The 13,786-nt window shown below is 61.5% G+C and carries 12 protein-coding genes; 11 read left to right on the top strand and 1 reads right to left on the bottom strand.

The genetic code is table 11. The annotated features are described in order from the left end of the window. Nucleotides 1–18 precede the first annotated feature (18 nt). From HGP12_RS18980 to HGP12_RS18965, 4 genes are all read left to right on the top strand, one after another. Nucleotides 19–1,176 carry a Gfo/Idh/MocA family protein gene (locus tag HGP12_RS18980; RefSeq protein ID WP_168840356.1) on the top strand — a complete coding sequence of 386 codons (1,158 nt, stop codon included), beginning with the start codon at nt 19–21 and terminating at the stop codon, nt 1,174–1,176. After that, nucleotides 1,173–1,844, top strand: coding sequence for a D-lyxose/D-mannose family sugar isomerase (locus HGP12_RS18975; RefSeq protein ID WP_168840355.1), 672 nt, complete (start codon nt 1,173–1,175; stop codon nt 1,842–1,844). The genes HGP12_RS18980 and HGP12_RS18975 overlap by 4 nt, the downstream gene beginning before the upstream one ends. After that, nucleotides 1,844–2,902 (top strand): carbohydrate kinase family protein, encoded by a 1,059-nt coding sequence (locus HGP12_RS18970; protein WP_168840354.1) that lies wholly within the window; start codon nt 1,844–1,846, stop codon nt 2,900–2,902. Before HGP12_RS18975 ends, HGP12_RS18970 begins: the two co-directional genes overlap by 1 nt. A 103-nt stretch (nt 2,903–3,005) precedes the next feature. Further along, entirely contained in the window at nt 3,006–4,016 is a 1,011-nt protein-coding gene (locus tag HGP12_RS18965; RefSeq protein ID WP_168840353.1) for a zinc-dependent alcohol dehydrogenase family protein, read from the top strand. Nucleotides 4,017–4,040: 24 nt separating this feature from the next. On the opposite strand, the gene HGP12_RS18960 is transcribed toward HGP12_RS18965, so the two are convergent. Next, a complete protein-coding gene (locus HGP12_RS18960; RefSeq protein ID WP_168840352.1) occupies nt 4,041–5,060 on the bottom strand; it encodes a LacI family DNA-binding transcriptional regulator in 1,020 nt (339 codons plus the stop codon). A gap of 498 nt (nt 5,061–5,558) precedes the next feature. On the opposite strand from HGP12_RS18960, the gene kdpF reads away from it, so the two are divergent. Genes kdpF through HGP12_RS18925 form a run of 7 tightly spaced genes read left to right on the top strand, consistent with a single transcriptional unit; the run spans nt 5,559 to nt 13,767 of the window. Next, a complete protein-coding gene (gene kdpF, locus HGP12_RS18955) occupies nt 5,559–5,648 on the top strand; it encodes a K(+)-transporting ATPase subunit F (RefSeq protein WP_168840351.1) in 90 nt (29 codons plus the stop codon). Between the two features lie 27 nt (nt 5,649–5,675). Then, nucleotides 5,676–7,379, top strand: a complete 1,704-nt coding sequence (gene kdpA / locus HGP12_RS18950) for a potassium-transporting ATPase subunit KdpA (RefSeq protein WP_168840350.1) — start codon at nt 5,676–5,678, stop codon at nt 7,377–7,379. A 12-nt stretch (nt 7,380–7,391) separates the two neighbouring features. Continuing rightward, entirely contained in the window at nt 7,392–7,553 is a 162-nt protein-coding gene (locus HGP12_RS18945) for a hypothetical protein (RefSeq protein WP_159444778.1), read from the top strand. Nucleotides 7,554–7,601: 48 nt separating this feature from the next. After that, the gene (gene kdpB, locus HGP12_RS18940) at nt 7,602–9,689 is read left to right on the top strand and encodes a potassium-transporting ATPase subunit KdpB (RefSeq protein WP_168840349.1); all 2,088 of its coding nucleotides are present in this window, start codon (nt 7,602–7,604) and stop codon (nt 9,687–9,689) included. Nucleotides 9,690–9,701: 12 nt separating this feature from the next. Beyond that, nucleotides 9,702–10,307, top strand: a complete 606-nt coding sequence (locus tag HGP12_RS18935; RefSeq protein WP_168840348.1) for a K(+)-transporting ATPase subunit C — start codon at nt 9,702–9,704, stop codon at nt 10,305–10,307. 59 nt (nt 10,308–10,366) lie between these two features. Then, entirely contained in the window at nt 10,367–13,078 is a 2,712-nt protein-coding gene (locus HGP12_RS18930) for a sensor histidine kinase (protein ID WP_168840347.1), read from the top strand. Then, the gene (locus tag HGP12_RS18925) at nt 13,075–13,767 is read left to right on the top strand and encodes a response regulator (protein ID WP_168840346.1); all 693 of its coding nucleotides are present in this window, start codon (nt 13,075–13,077) and stop codon (nt 13,765–13,767) included. Before HGP12_RS18930 ends, HGP12_RS18925 begins: the two co-directional genes overlap by 4 nt. The last annotated feature ends 19 nt before the right edge of the window (nt 13,768–13,786 follow it).

Here is a 13,786-nt window from a genome sequence, read left to right as displayed (position 1 = left end):
TCCTGGGGAGGAGGAAACATGAAAAGAGTATTCCGCTTCGGCGTCATCGGTTGCGGCCTGATGGGACGCGAATTCGCAAGTGCCGCCGCACGCTGGCTGCACCTTGCCGATACCAGGGCGCGGCCGGAAATCGTTGCCGTCTGCGACACAAATGCAGCGCTTCTCGATTGGTTCAAGGACAACGTGCCGTCGGTCCGGCAATTCACCGGAGACTACAAGGAGTTGCTCGCCAATCCGGATGTCGACGCGGTCTATTGCGCCGTGCCGCATGTGCTTCACCAGCAGTTCTACATCGATATTCTGAAAGCCGGAAAGCATCTGCTCGGCGAAAAGCCGTTCGGCATGGATGCGGCCCAGAATCGCGAGATCATGGCGGTTCTTGCCGAAAACCCGGAACTTCTCGTTCGCTGCTCGTCGGAAATGCCGTTCTTTCCTGGTGCGCAGAAGGTCATCGCGCTCGCCGAGAGCGGCGAGATGGGCGATATTCTCGAGGTCGAAGCTGGCTTCCTGCACTCCTCCGACATAGACAGGCAGAAGCCGATCAACTGGAAGCGCATGGCCGATATAAACGGCGAATATGGCTGCATGGGCGATCTCGGCATGCATGTGCTGCATGTGCCCTTGCGGCTCGGCTGGCGCCCGCAAACCCTGCATGCGCAGCTCGTCAAGACGATCACCGAGCGCCCGGACGGCAAGGGCGGCATGGTGCCGTGCACGACCTGGGACAATGCGACGATCAGCACGCGCGTCAGCGCGGGCGGCCAGGATTTTCCAATGGTGTTGAAGACCTGGCGTATCGCGCCGGGCGAAGCCAATACCTGGTACATTCGCATACTCGGCATGAAGAAGAGCGCTTTCTTCAGCACAAAGTCGCCACGGCAATGGCAGTGGATGGATTACAATGGCGGCGCGCAGGCCTGGAGCACCGAGGATCTGGGATACGGCTCGCTCTTCCCGGCAATTACCGGCAAGATCTTCGAGTTCGGCTTTGCCGATGCCATCCAGCAGATGTGGGCCGCCTTCGTTGATGAACTGGCAGGCGGAAACGCCAACGGCTTTACCTGCGCCACGCCGGAAGAAACCCAGGCGCACCACGCGGTGCTGACGGCGGCACTCAAATCCGGCCGCGAGAATATCGTCGCGTCGGTCGACTATGAGGGAGCGGTCGCCCGATGAAGCGCTCCGAAATCAACGAGGCGCTGCGGCGCGCAAGTAAAACCCTAGACCATTGGCGATGGTCCCTGCCGGAATGGGGCTACTGGACAGCGGCGGATTTCGCCGCCAATTCGGAAGCGGCGCGCTATCTGCATGCCCATCAATTGGGATGGGACGTCACGGATTTCGGCTCCGGCCGGTTTGCCGAATGCGGCCTCGTGCTGTTTTGCCTGCGCAACGGCATCGTCGGTGTCGAGGGCGAGCGCACCTATGCCGAAAAGCTGCTTTTCGTCGAGGAAGGGCAGGTAACGCCGACCCATCGCCATCAAGCCAAGATGGAGGATATTATCAACAGGGCCGGCGGCGATCTCGTGATCGAATTCGCCGCGACCGATGCCGAAGGCAATGTGCTGAAGGACGATTTGGTCGTTCCGGTGGATGGCTTGCCGAGGACGCTTGCCGCATGGGAGCCGCTTATTCTCTCTCCCGGCCAGAGCGTGACGATCCATACCGGGCTCTATCATCGCTTCTATGGCCGAAAGGGCGGCGGGCCTGTGTTCGTCGGCGAGGTCAGCCAGGTCAATGACGACAATAGCGATAATTACTTTCTGGAGCCGATCGGCCGCTTCGCGGCGATCGAGGAGGATGAGCCGCCTCTCAGACCCCTATGGAATGAGGCAGGTGGCTGATGCGAACCGGGGAGGAGGTTCACGGCAGCGAGAAGCAGGACAAGGGAGGCATTGTTTGCGCTGGCAATTTTATTGTCGACCGCGTGCACACGCTGACCTACTGGCCCGAGCAGGGTAATCTCGCTCACATCATCAATCAGGATGTGGGCGTTGGGGGAGGGGCCGCCAATGTCGTCACCGACCTGGCCTCGCTCGGCTTTCCCGGAAAACTCGCCGCGGCCGGATGTATCGGTGCGGATACCGACGGAGAGATCGTCAAGACGCGGCTTCAGAGCGCCGGCGTCGATGCAAGCGGCCTGCGGGAGCTTCCCGACCGCGCGACGGCGCACACGCATGTCATGAATGTGCCGGGACAAAACCGCACCTTCTTCTATCATGGTGGTGCCAATGATGCGGTGACGGATGCGCTCATCTCGCCCGCCGCCTTTGCGAACGCCGGCTATCGCCTTTTCTATCTTGGCTATTTGATGCTGTTGCCGGGACTCGACACGATCGATGCGGATGGCCGATCCGGAGCATCGCGCCTGCTGGAGGCTGCGCGCAACGCCGGTCTTGTCACCTGCGTCGATTTCGTCTCCAGCGAAGATCCGGAGTTTGCGGCGAAGGTCGGTGCGGCTCTGCCCTATTGCGATTTCCTTGTCATTAATGAAATCGAGGCGGGACGGGCAACCGGCCTGAGCTTGCGTGACGGGAAGGGAGAGTTGATCGAATCCGCACTTCTGACGGCCGGCGAGCGGCTGCTGGCGGCAGGCGTCGCCAGGGGTGCGATCATCCATGCTCCGGAAATCTGCTTCTGGTTTGCGCCGGGCCGCCCGCCAATTGTTTGTCGCTCCCGCCCGGTCGATCCAGCCGAAATCGTCAGTACTGTCGGTGCCGGCGATGCCTTCTGCGCCGCGGTACTTTACGGCCTGCATGAGGATTGGCCCGTCGAACGCATCTGCGCCGCTGCCCACGCCGCCGCCGCCCGTTGCCTTGGAGGCGTAACCGCGACGGACGGTATCCCCGATATGGCAACGCTTCTGGAGGATGTGAAGGCGATGCAGCATGCATGCGGCTGATGTGTCGGCTGCGGAGCGGCAACGTCCATCATTGGATGCTATGGTGTCGATGGGAGCGGCGCGATAGGATCAGGAAATTGAACCTTATGCTCGGAGGAGGAGAATGAGGGCAGTCCGTTTGGAATCGATCGGATCCATGGCCATGCGCAATGTGGAAAAGCCGAACGCCGGACCGGGAGATATCATCGTCCGGGTTCTGGCCGCCGGCATCTGCGGATCCGACCGGCATATGTACAAGGGCGAGTATCCGACGGCTATGCCGGTAGCGTTGGGCCATGAATTCTGTGGCCTCGTGGAGGAGGTGGGCGAGGGCGTTTCGTCCTTCGTGGGTGGAGAGCTCGTGACGGTCGACCCGAACATTGCCTGCGGCACCTGTCCTGCCTGCCGGCGCGGGCGACCGAACCTATGCGCCAATCTGAAGGCTATCGGGGTGACGCGGGACGGCGGCTTTGCCGAATATGTCGCGGTTCCCTGCGGCCAGGCGTTTACGCTGCCTCCCGATCTTGATCCCGTCCACGGCGCCTTCTGCGAGCCGCTGGCCTGTTGCATCCATGCCATTGACAAGGCACGGATCCGTCCCGGCGATAGCGTCGCCATATTGGGCGGCGGTGTGATCGGCCTGCTCATGGTGCAGCTGGCTCGTCTTGCCGGTGCTGACCAGATCATCCTGATCACGAGACAACTGTCGAGACGCGAGGCGGCGTTGCGGCTGGGAGCGACGCTGGCCCTCGACCCGACGGCGACCGATGTGGTTGCTGCTGTCAAAGACGCGACCCATGGCGGTGTGGATGTCGTCATAGAATGCGCCGGAGTCCCAGAAACGCTGCAGACCGGCGTGCGGATGGCGCGGCGCGGCGGTGTCTTCGTCCTCTTCGGGGTGACGCCGGCGGGCCTCGAAGTGCCCGTTCTGCCGTTCGATCTGCTCGTCAACGAAGTTGAGATCAGGCCGGCCTATCTCAATCCGTTCACCCATTCCCGGGCTGCGACCATGGTGGCGAGCGGTATTCTGGAGCTGGATTCGCTGGTGACCAAGACCATAGGGCTCGAAGATGTTGCTGAAGCGGTCGGCAGTGCGCCATTGGCCGGCGAGATCAAGGTCATCGTCCGGCCGTGAATGCCGCCTGAAGGCGATGTGCTTTCATTTGCGGACGGGGCCGGTGGAGTCGCGCTCGATCAAGGTGACAGGCACTTTGACGATCGTGTCTTTTCGGGGCTCGCCATCCGCTTGCTGTTCTTCGATCAGGGCCTCCAATCGCCGGGCCGCCAGCTCGCCGACATCGCGGATCGGCTGGGCGACGGTCGTCAGGCGTGGAAAGACATACGCCGCCTCCGGCAGATCGTCGAAGCCGATGACCGAATAGTCGCGTGGTACGGAAAAGCCGTGATCCTGAACGGCATGGATTGCGGCGATCGCCGAAATATCTGTTGTGCCGATGATACCAGTCACCTCGGGCCGGGAGGCCACCAATTCCCTTGCGAGAGGATAGGTCGCCGCGAAGCTGTGCTCCTCGGCCATGGTCACGACCGCTGGTGCTATGCCGTTCTCGGCCATTTCCACCGTGATGCCGCGAAGGCGAAGCTGGACCGGCTGGCTATGGGCAGGCGCGCCGACAATGCCGATCAGCCGATGGCCGAGGCCGATCAGATGGCGGGCCATCAGGCGCCCGCCCTCCTCGTGATCGGCCATGACAGCATCATCGGCAATTCCAGTGAGCTCACGGTCGATGGCGACGATCGGGACATGCGCGTCGCGCAGCGTTTCGAAATGTTCGGTGTTGCCGAAGGCGCTTGCCACGATGACGCCGTCGACGCGCTGGGACAGCAGCATGGAAATGTAGCGTGCCTCGTGATCCATGCTTTCCGCCGTGCTGCAGATCAGTGTCTGATAGCCGCGCCGGAACAGCTCCTGTTCGATGGCATGGGCGAGGATGCCGAAGAAGGGCACGTCGATCGACGGCAGCATCAACCCGATCATCCGGCTCCGTGCACCGCGCAGCATGCGCGCGCCCTTGCTCGGCGTGTAGTTGAGCGTGCGAATTGCAGCCTCCACACGCTCCCGGAGTTCCGGAGAGGCATAGCCGCTGTTGTTCAGCACGCGCGAGACAGACGAGACCGATGTTCCTGCGAGCTTGGCGATATGTCTGATGCTGGTGGTCACTGGCTCGCATTTCTTTGTCTGGCGGTCGAATAGTCATGGGGCTGGTTGCAAAAACTCTGTCGCTAGGTCGCGGACTAAATCACTGGTCGGAGATGGCATCAAGCGTGATGCAGGCCTGCTTTTATATCTCGCTATATCCTTGTCGGCTATCTCGGGCGTGCGGTCCAGGCGCGGCATAGAAGCGTCTCCGCTCATCTCGGCAATCCCGAGGGCATTTATAAGATTTTTATATCTTCTTCTATCCGCCCGTCTCGAACCTTAATGCGGTTCGGTCGCATATTGCGTGACGAAGATACACCTGAAGTGCTCTTCTCCCCGGTAGAATGAAAAGGGCGTTTTCGTGTGAAGTGCTCTCCATCGCTTTCTGCCATCAACAATAACAATCAAGGACTCGCGATCGATGATGGACATTATTCTTGTCGGGATCGGCGTTTTATTCTTCCTCCTTTGCGTCGCTTATACCAAGGCCTGCGACAGCCTCTAATCGGAGAGACGACAATGCTTCTCGATTACATTCTCGGTGGCAGCGTGACGATCTTTCTCACCGTCTACCTGGTCTATGCTCTTATTCGCCCCGAGCGCTTCTGACAGCGCTGGATAGGGAAAGTTACCTCCATGACCTTCAACGGATGGCTTCAGATCCTCATTTATATCGGGATCCTTCTTCTGCTCGTCAAACCGCTCGGCGGTTACATGACGCGTGTCTTTACCGGCGAGCGCACCTTCCTCTCCTTCGTCCTCCGTCCTGTGGAACGGGGGCTTTATCGTTTGGCTGGCACGGACGAGCGCGAAGAGCAGCACTGGGCGACCTATTCGGTCTCCTTGCTGCTGTTCAGCCTTGCCGGCTTTATCGTTCTCTATGCGCTGCAGCGACTGCAGGGCGGCCTGCCGTACAATCCGGCCGGCATGACCGCGGTCGGGCCGGAATTGTCCTTCAACACGGCAACCAGCTTCGTCACCAATACCAATTGGCAGAACTACGGCGGCGAAAGCACGATGTCCTATCTCGTGCAGATGGCTGGTCTCACCGTGCAGAACTTCGTTTCCGCGGCAACCGGCATTGCCATCGCCATTGCGCTGATCCGCGCATTTGCGCGCGCTTCCGGCAAGGCAATCGGTAACTTCTGGGTCGATATGATCCGTGCGACGCTCTATGTGCTGCTGCCGATCTGCATTATTCTGACACTGGCCTTCGTCTATCTCGGCGTCCCGCAGACGCTCGGTCCTTACGTCAACGCAACGACGCTCGAAGGCGCACAGCAGACGATCGCCGTCGGTCCCGTCGCCTCGCAGCTTGCCATCAAGATGCTCGGCACGAATGGCGGCGGCTTCTTCAATGCCAACTCGGCGCATCCGTTCGAAAACCCCGATGCAATCTCCAACCTTCTGCAGATGCTGTCGATCTTCGCCATCGGCGCGGCGCTGACCAACGTCTTCGGCCGCATGGTCGGCAGTCAGCGGCAGGGCTGGGCGATCCTGGCTGCGATGGGTACGCTGTTCATCGCTGGCGTGATCGTCACCTATTGGGCTGAAGCGGCCGGCAATCCGCTTGTTCATGCGCTCGGCATCCAGGGCGGCAATATGGAAGGCAAGGAAGTCCGTTTTGGGATTGTTGCCTCCTCGCTCTTCGCCGTCATCACCACCGCCGCATCCTGCGGCGCAGTCAACGGCATGCTCGACAGCTTCACCGCGATCGGCGGTCTGATCCCGCTCATCAATCTGCAGCTTGGCGAAGTTATCGTCGGCGGCGTCGGCGCCGGTTTCTACGGCATCCTGATGTTTGTCGTCATCGCCATCTTCGTTGCCGGCCTGATGGTCGGGCGTACGCCGGAATATCTTGGCAAGAAGATCGAGGCCAAGGAAGTGAAGATGGCAATGCTTGCCGTGCTTTGCCTGCCCGCCGGCATGCTGATCTTCACGGCGATCTCCGTGGTATTGCCCTCTGCCGTTGCGTCGATCGCCAATGCCGGCCCGCACGGCTTCTCGGAAATCCTCTATGCCTACAGCTCGGCCGCGGCAAACAACGGCTCGGCCTTCGGCGGCCTGACCGGCAACACGCCCTGGTACAATATCACGCTCGGTATCGTCATGCTGATCGGTCGCTTCCTGGTCATCGTTCCGGCCCTTGCGATTGCCGGTTCCCTGATCAGCAAGAAGACGGTTCCCGCTTCGGCCGGCACCTTCCCGACCGATGGCCCGCTCTTCGTCGGCCTGCTGGTCGGCACGATCCTCATCGTTGGCGGCCTGACCTTCTTCCCGGCGCTGGCGCTTGGACCGATCGTCGAACATCTGGCGATGATCTCAGGCCAGACCTTCTAAGGAATGACGGCCATGAGCCAACCGCTTCTAGGCAAGCTTAGAAAAGTCATCGATCCACGCCCCTTTGACAGGGGGCGTGGCCCGGCCGGAATAACCTGCGCTTCCGACGCCATTTTGCTGGCGATGGTTGCCTTGTTCCTCGGCCTTGTCGTCTTCGGATTTCTAATCGGCTGATCGGCAGCGTTCCGATCTGACGTTTTCCCCTTCACGCTGGAGCCTCTTATGAGCCAGTTAAAATCAGCGAGTATTCTGGATTCTCGCATTCTCGTTCCGGCGATCGGCGCTTCGTTCAAAAAGTTGAACCCGCGCACGCTCGCCAAGAACCCCGTCATGTTCGTGGTCGCCGTCGTTTCGATGCTGACGACCGTCCTCTTCCTGCGCGACCTCCTCACCGGCGGCGGCAATCTCGCCTTCTCGCTGCAGATCAATATCTGGCTGTGGTTCACGGTGCTGTTTGCCAATTTCGCCGAGGCCGTTGCCGAAGGCCGCGGCAAGGCACAGGCGGATTCGCTGCGCAAGTCGCGCACCGAAACCCAGGCAAAGCTTCTGGCTGGCAATAGCCGCACCGACTACAAGATGGTGCCCGGCACCAGCCTCAAGGTCGGTGACGTCGTTCTGGTCGAAGCCGGCGATATCATTCCCTCGGATGGCGAAGTCATCGAAGGCGTCGCCTCTGTCAACGAAGCCGCAATCACCGGCGAATCCGCCCCAGTCATTCGTGAATCGGGCGGCGACCGCTCGGCGGTCACCGGCGGCACGCAGGTCCTGTCGGATGAGATCCGCGTGTGCATCACCGCTGCTGCCGGTTCGACCTTCATCGATCGCATGATTGCGCTGGTCGAAGGTGCGGAACGGCAGAAGACGCCGAACGAAATCGCGCTCAACATCCTGCTGGCCGGCATGACGCTGATCTTCGTGCTCGCCACCGTCACCATCCCGAGCTTTGCCGCCTATGCCGGCGGTTCGATCCAGACGGTCGTGCTTGTTGCTCTGTTCGTAACCTTGATCCCGACCACCATCGGCGCGCTGCTTTCGGCGATCGGTATCGCCGGCATGGACCGCCTGGTGCGCTTCAACGTGCTCGCCATGTCGGGCCGCGCCGTCGAAGCCGCTGGCGACGTCGATACGCTGCTTCTCGACAAGACGGGCACGATCACGCTCGGTAACCGTCAGGCGACTGCGTTCCGTCCGGTCAGGGGTATCAGCGAGCAGGATCTCGCCGATGCCGCACAGCTTGCCTCCCTTGCCGACGAGACGCCGGAGGGGCGCTCGATCGTCGTGCTTGCCAAGGAGAAATATGCGATCCGTGGCCGCGACATGACGAGCCTGAAGGCAACCTTTGTTCCCTTCACCGCCCAGACGCGCATGAGCGGTGTCGACCTCGAGGGATCTTCGATCCGCAAGGGTGCCGTCGATGCCGTGATTTCTTATGTCGAAGGCGCGGCCAACGGCGCGACGGAAGGCACCGCAGTCATGTCGCGCACGACGAGCGAAACGCTGCGCGAGCTGCAGGTGATTGCCGACGAGATCGCCAAGGCCGGCGGCACGCCGCTCGCCGTTGCCCGCGACGGCCGCCTGCTGGGCGTTATCCATCTCAAGGACATCGTCAAGGGCGGTATCCGCGAACGCTTTGCGGAGCTGCGCCGCATGGGCATCCGCACCGTGATGATCACGGGCGACAACCCGCTGACGGCGGCCGCGATTGCCGCCGAAGCCGGCGTCGACGACTTCCTCGCCCAGGCAACACCCGAGATGAAGCTGGCGCTGATGCGTCAGGAGCAGGCGCAGGGCAAGCTCGTCGCCATGTGCGGCGACGGCACGAATGATGCGCCGGCGCTCGCCCAGGCCGATGTCGGCGTTGCCATGAACACCGGCACGGTCGCTGCCCGCGAAGCCGGCAACATGGTCGACCTCGACAGCGACCCGACGAAGCTCATCGAGATCGTCGAGATCGGCAAGCAGCTGCTGATGACACGCGGCGCTCTGACGACCTTCTCCATCGCCAACGATATCGCGAAGTATTTCGCCATCATCCCGGCAATGTTCATCGCCTTTTATCCGCAGCTGAAGATGCTGAACATCATGGGGCTGGCCACGCCGCAAAGCGCCATTCTCTCGGCGATCATCTTCAATGCGCTGATCATCGTTGCGCTGATCCCGCTGTCATTGAAGGGTGTCCGCTACCGGCCGATCGGCGCCGGCGCGCTGCTCAGCCGCAACCTGCTGATCTATGGCCTCGGCGGCATCATCGTTCCCTTCATCGGCATCAAGGCCATCGATATGGCGATCACCGCCATTGGCCTTGCCTAAGGAGTTTCTCTCATGTTGAAACAAATCAGACCCGCCATCGTCATGATCGTCGCCACGACCGTCCTGACCGGCCTTGCCTATCCGCTTGCCATGACCGGTGTCGCCCAGGCGCTCTTTCCCCATCAGGCCAATGGCAGCCTGGTGGAGAAGGACGGCAAGGTGATCGGCTCCAGCCTTATCGGCCAGAATTTCACCACCGACCGGTACTTCCATGGCCGGCCATCGGCTACGACCGGCGCCGACCCGAACGATCCAACCAAATCGGTTTCCGCACCCTATAATGCCGCCAACTCCGGGGCCTCCAATCTCGGCCCGACCAATGCGACCCTGATCACCCGCATCAAGGGGGATGCGGCGGCCTTGCAGGCGCAGAACCCGAATGCGCCGGTTCCAATCGATCTGCTCACCACATCGGGCAGCGGACTTGACCCGGACATCTCGCCTGAAGATGCCTATTTCCAGATCCCGCGCGTCGCCAAAGCCCGCAACATGGATGAGGCCAAGGTCAAGTCGTTCGTCGACGCAGCCATCGAGCCGCGAGAACTCGGCGTTTTCGGCGAGCCTGTGGTCAATGTGCTGGCATTGAACCAGGCGCTCGATGCTTCTATGACTCAATAAGTTGAAGAGGTTGAGACGGTTAACGCCGTCTCAACCTTATCAGGAAAGACGACCCGCGAATGGCAGATGAACGCCGCGACATGTTGAGCAGGCCTTCCCCCGATGCGCTTCTCGAAAAGGCGCGGGCCGAGACACGCGGGCGATTGAAGGTTTTCCTGGGTGCGGCCCCAGGCGTCGGCAAGACCTATGAGATGCTGATGTCCGGCAGGGCGAAGATCGCGGACGGCGTCGATGTCGTCGTCGGCGTCGTCGAGACCCACGGCCGCCGCGAGACGCAGGCCCTGCTTGACGGGTTCGAAATCGTTCCGCGCGTCAATGTCGATTACAAGGGACGCGCGCTCGAAGAGATGGATCTCGATGCCATCCTGAAACGCCGTCCTGAACTGGTGCTCGTCGATGAGCTCGCCCATACCAATGCGCATGGCAGCCGGCATCCGAAACGCTATCTCGACGTCAAGGAGCTTCTCGATCGCGGCATCGATGTCTACACGACGCTGAATATCCAGCATGTCGAAAGCTTGAACGACGTCGTCTCGCAGATCACCCGCATTCGCGTGCGCGAGACGGTGCCGGATTCCATCATCGATCTCGCCGACGATGTCGAGATCATCGACCTGACGCCGGACGATCTCATCAAGCGGCTGCATGACGGCAAGGTCTATGTGTCGAAGACTGCCGAGCGCGCGCTGACCAACTATTTCACGCCCGGCAACCTAACGGCGCTGCGCGAGCTGGCGCTGCGCCGGACCGCGCAGCGTGTCGACGACCAGCTCCTGACACATATGCAGGCGCATGCAATCCCGGGGCCTTGGGCGGCCAGCGAGCGCGTGCTCGTTTCCATCGATCATCATCCGCGCTCGGCATCCTTGGTGCGCTACGCCGCGCGCATGGCATCGCGCCTGCGCGCGCCTTGGGCTGCCGTTTATGTTGAAACCAACCGCTCGATCGGCCTGACGGAAGCGCAGCGCGACACGATCGCCGCAACGCTCAGGCTTGCCGAACAGCTCGGCGGTGAGGCGATTACCCTTCCGGGCCGCGAGGTGGCGGAGGAGCTGCTTCGCCATTCGGCCAGCAACAATGTGACCCATATCGTCATCGGTTCGCCGAAAATCGGCTCCTGGCGCGATTGGTCCCGTCGTTCGGTTTCCTATGATCTCATCCGCAAGGCCGGAGATATCAGCGTCCATGTCATTTCCGGCAGCGATGTGGATGGTCAGGCCGCGAGCCGCGGCGTCAAGGTCGCGCCTTCGCCTTCTCCCTTCCAGCTGCGTGGCTATATTCTGGCAACGCTTTATGTCGCCATCGCGCTGGGCTTTTGCGTCATCCTCGATCAGGTGCTGGATGTGCGAAATCTGGCGCTCGTCTTCCTGATGGCGGTCCTGGCCAGCGCGGTCACGCAGGGCCTCCGGCCGGCACTTTATTCCTGTATTCTCGGCGCGCTTGCCTTCAACTTCTTCTTCCTGCCGCCGCGCTATACGCTGACGATCAGCGATCCGGAAAGCGTGCTCGCCTTCTTCTTTTTCCTCGGCGTCGCGGTGATCGCCAGCAACCTGACGGCGACGGTGCAACGGCAGGCGGCGGCGGCGCGGCAGCGCGCTCGGACGACCGAAGATCTCTATCTCTTTTCCAAAAAGCTCGCCGGCACCGGCACGCTCGACGATGTTCTTTGGGCTACCGCCTTTCAGCTGGCCTCGATGCTGAAGCTGCGCGTCGTGCTGCTTTTACCGGAGCATGGCACGATCGCCGTCAAGGCCGGCTATCCACCCGACGATACGCTCGATGATGCCGATATTGCGGCGGCGCGCTGGGCTTGGGAGCATAATCATGCGGCCGGCCGCGGCGCCGACACCCTGCCCGGCGCCAAACGTCTCTATGTTCCCCTGCGCACAGGCAGAACCGCTGTCGGCGTCATCGGCCTCGACAGCGACCGTCGCCACGGGCCGCTTCTGACGCCGGAGCAGCAGCGGTTGCTCGATGCCCTTGCCGATCAGGCAGCGCTTGCCATCGAGCGCGTGCAACTGGTGGCCGATGTCGACCGCGCGAAGTTGGCTGTGGAGGCGGATCGGCTGCGCTCCGCGCTGCTGACGTCCATTTCCCATGACCTGAAGACGCCGCTTGCGGCCATCCTCGGTGCGGCTGGAACCTTGCGCGATTATCTGGAGACGTTGCCGAACGAGGACCGGGTCGATCTCCTTTCGACCGTTATCGACGAATCCGAACGCCTCAACCGTTTCATCGCCAATCTGCTCGACATGACCAAGATCGAGTCGGGCGCTATGGAGCCGAACTATGCGCTGCATTATGCCGGCGATGTCGTCGGCAGTGCATTGCGGCGGGCGGAAAAAATCCTGGCTCATCACCGCGTCGATGTGCAGATACCTGTCGATCTGCCGATGGTGAAGGTCGATCCGGTGCTGTTCGAACAGGTACTGTTCAACCTGCTCGACAACGCCGCCAAATACGCACCGGAGGGGTCGGCCATCCGCCTCGAAGCCTGGGCCGATATCGACAATATCGTTTTCAGGGTCATGGATGAAGGGCAGGGCATTCCGCCTGCCGACCTCGAACGCGTTTTCGATACGTTCTACCGCGTGCGCAAGGGCGATCAGGTGCGCGCCGGCACCGGCCTTGGCCTTTCCATCTGCCGCGGTTTCATCGAGGCGATGGGCGGCACGATCGCCGCCGGCAATAGAACGGATCGGCAAGGGACTGTCTTCACCATCCGCCTGCCGAAACCAACAGATATCCCGAAGCTGGATGAACTGAAATGAACACCACTGCCGTCAAGATTCTCGTCGTCGACGACGAGCCCCCGATCCGCAAATTGCTGCGCGTCGGCCTCGGTGCCCAGGGCTACGTCGTCAACGAGGCGCAGAACGCCGCATCCGCCCAAGCATCGGTGAACGAGGACCAGCCAGACCTCATCGTCCTCGACCTCGGTCTCCCCGACAAATCGGGCCAGGATCTGCTCTTGGAATGGCGCGAGGACGGGGTGCAGATCCCCGTCGTCATTCTATCGAGCCGCACGGACGAGGCGGGCATCGTCAAGGCGCTCGAAAGCGGGGCCGACGACTACGTGACCAAGCCTTTCGGCGTCAACGAACTTGCGGCCCGCATTCGCGTAGCACTGCGCCATCGCCTGCAGCAGCAGGGTGAGAAGGCGATCTTTCAGACCGGGGGCCTTTCCATTGATCTCGTCAAGCGCATCGTCAAGGTCGATGGCAAGGAGATCAAGCTCTCGCCGAAGGAATACGACATCCTGCGCGTCCTTGCCCAGCATGCCGGCAAGGTGCTGACACATCAGTTCCTGTTGAAGCAGATCTGGGGTCCGGCGGCCGATGTGCAGTATCTGCGCGTCTATGTTCGCCAGCTCCGGCAGAAGATCGAGGAGATTCCCGATCAGCCGCACTATATCACCACCGAGACGGGCGTCGGCTATCGGCTGCGCGAGCCGGATTGATGTTGTCAGGATCCCGAAT

This window comes from Rhizobium sp. P28RR-XV, assembly GCF_012641385.1.
Lineage (GTDB): Bacteria > Pseudomonadota > Alphaproteobacteria > Rhizobiales > Rhizobiaceae > Rhizobium.
Note: the sequence above shows the minus strand (reverse complement) of the source record. Positions and strands in the feature narration are given on the sequence as shown.

Coding starts and splice junctions, on each gene's coding strand:
- HGP12_RS18980 (WP_168840356.1), top strand. CDS start 19: ATGAAAAGAGTATTCCGCTTCGGCGTCATCGGTTGCGGCCTGATGGGA.
- HGP12_RS18975 (WP_168840355.1), top strand. CDS start 1,173: ATGAAGCGCTCCGAAATCAACGAGGCGCTGCGGCGCGCAAGTAAAACC.
- HGP12_RS18970 (WP_168840354.1), top strand. CDS start 1,844: ATGCGAACCGGGGAGGAGGTTCACGGCAGCGAGAAGCAGGACAAGGGA.
- HGP12_RS18965 (WP_168840353.1), top strand. CDS start 3,006: ATGAGGGCAGTCCGTTTGGAATCGATCGGATCCATGGCCATGCGCAAT.
- kdpF (WP_168840351.1), top strand. CDS start 5,559: ATGCTTCTCGATTACATTCTCGGTGGCAGCGTGACGATCTTTCTCACC.
- kdpA (WP_168840350.1), top strand. CDS start 5,676: ATGACCTTCAACGGATGGCTTCAGATCCTCATTTATATCGGGATCCTT.
- HGP12_RS18945 (WP_159444778.1), top strand. CDS start 7,392: ATGAGCCAACCGCTTCTAGGCAAGCTTAGAAAAGTCATCGATCCACGC.
- kdpB (WP_168840349.1), top strand. CDS start 7,602: ATGAGCCAGTTAAAATCAGCGAGTATTCTGGATTCTCGCATTCTCGTT.
- HGP12_RS18935 (WP_168840348.1), top strand. CDS start 9,702: ATGTTGAAACAAATCAGACCCGCCATCGTCATGATCGTCGCCACGACC.
- HGP12_RS18930 (WP_168840347.1), top strand. CDS start 10,367: ATGGCAGATGAACGCCGCGACATGTTGAGCAGGCCTTCCCCCGATGCG.
- HGP12_RS18925 (WP_168840346.1), top strand. CDS start 13,075: ATGAACACCACTGCCGTCAAGATTCTCGTCGTCGACGACGAGCCCCCG.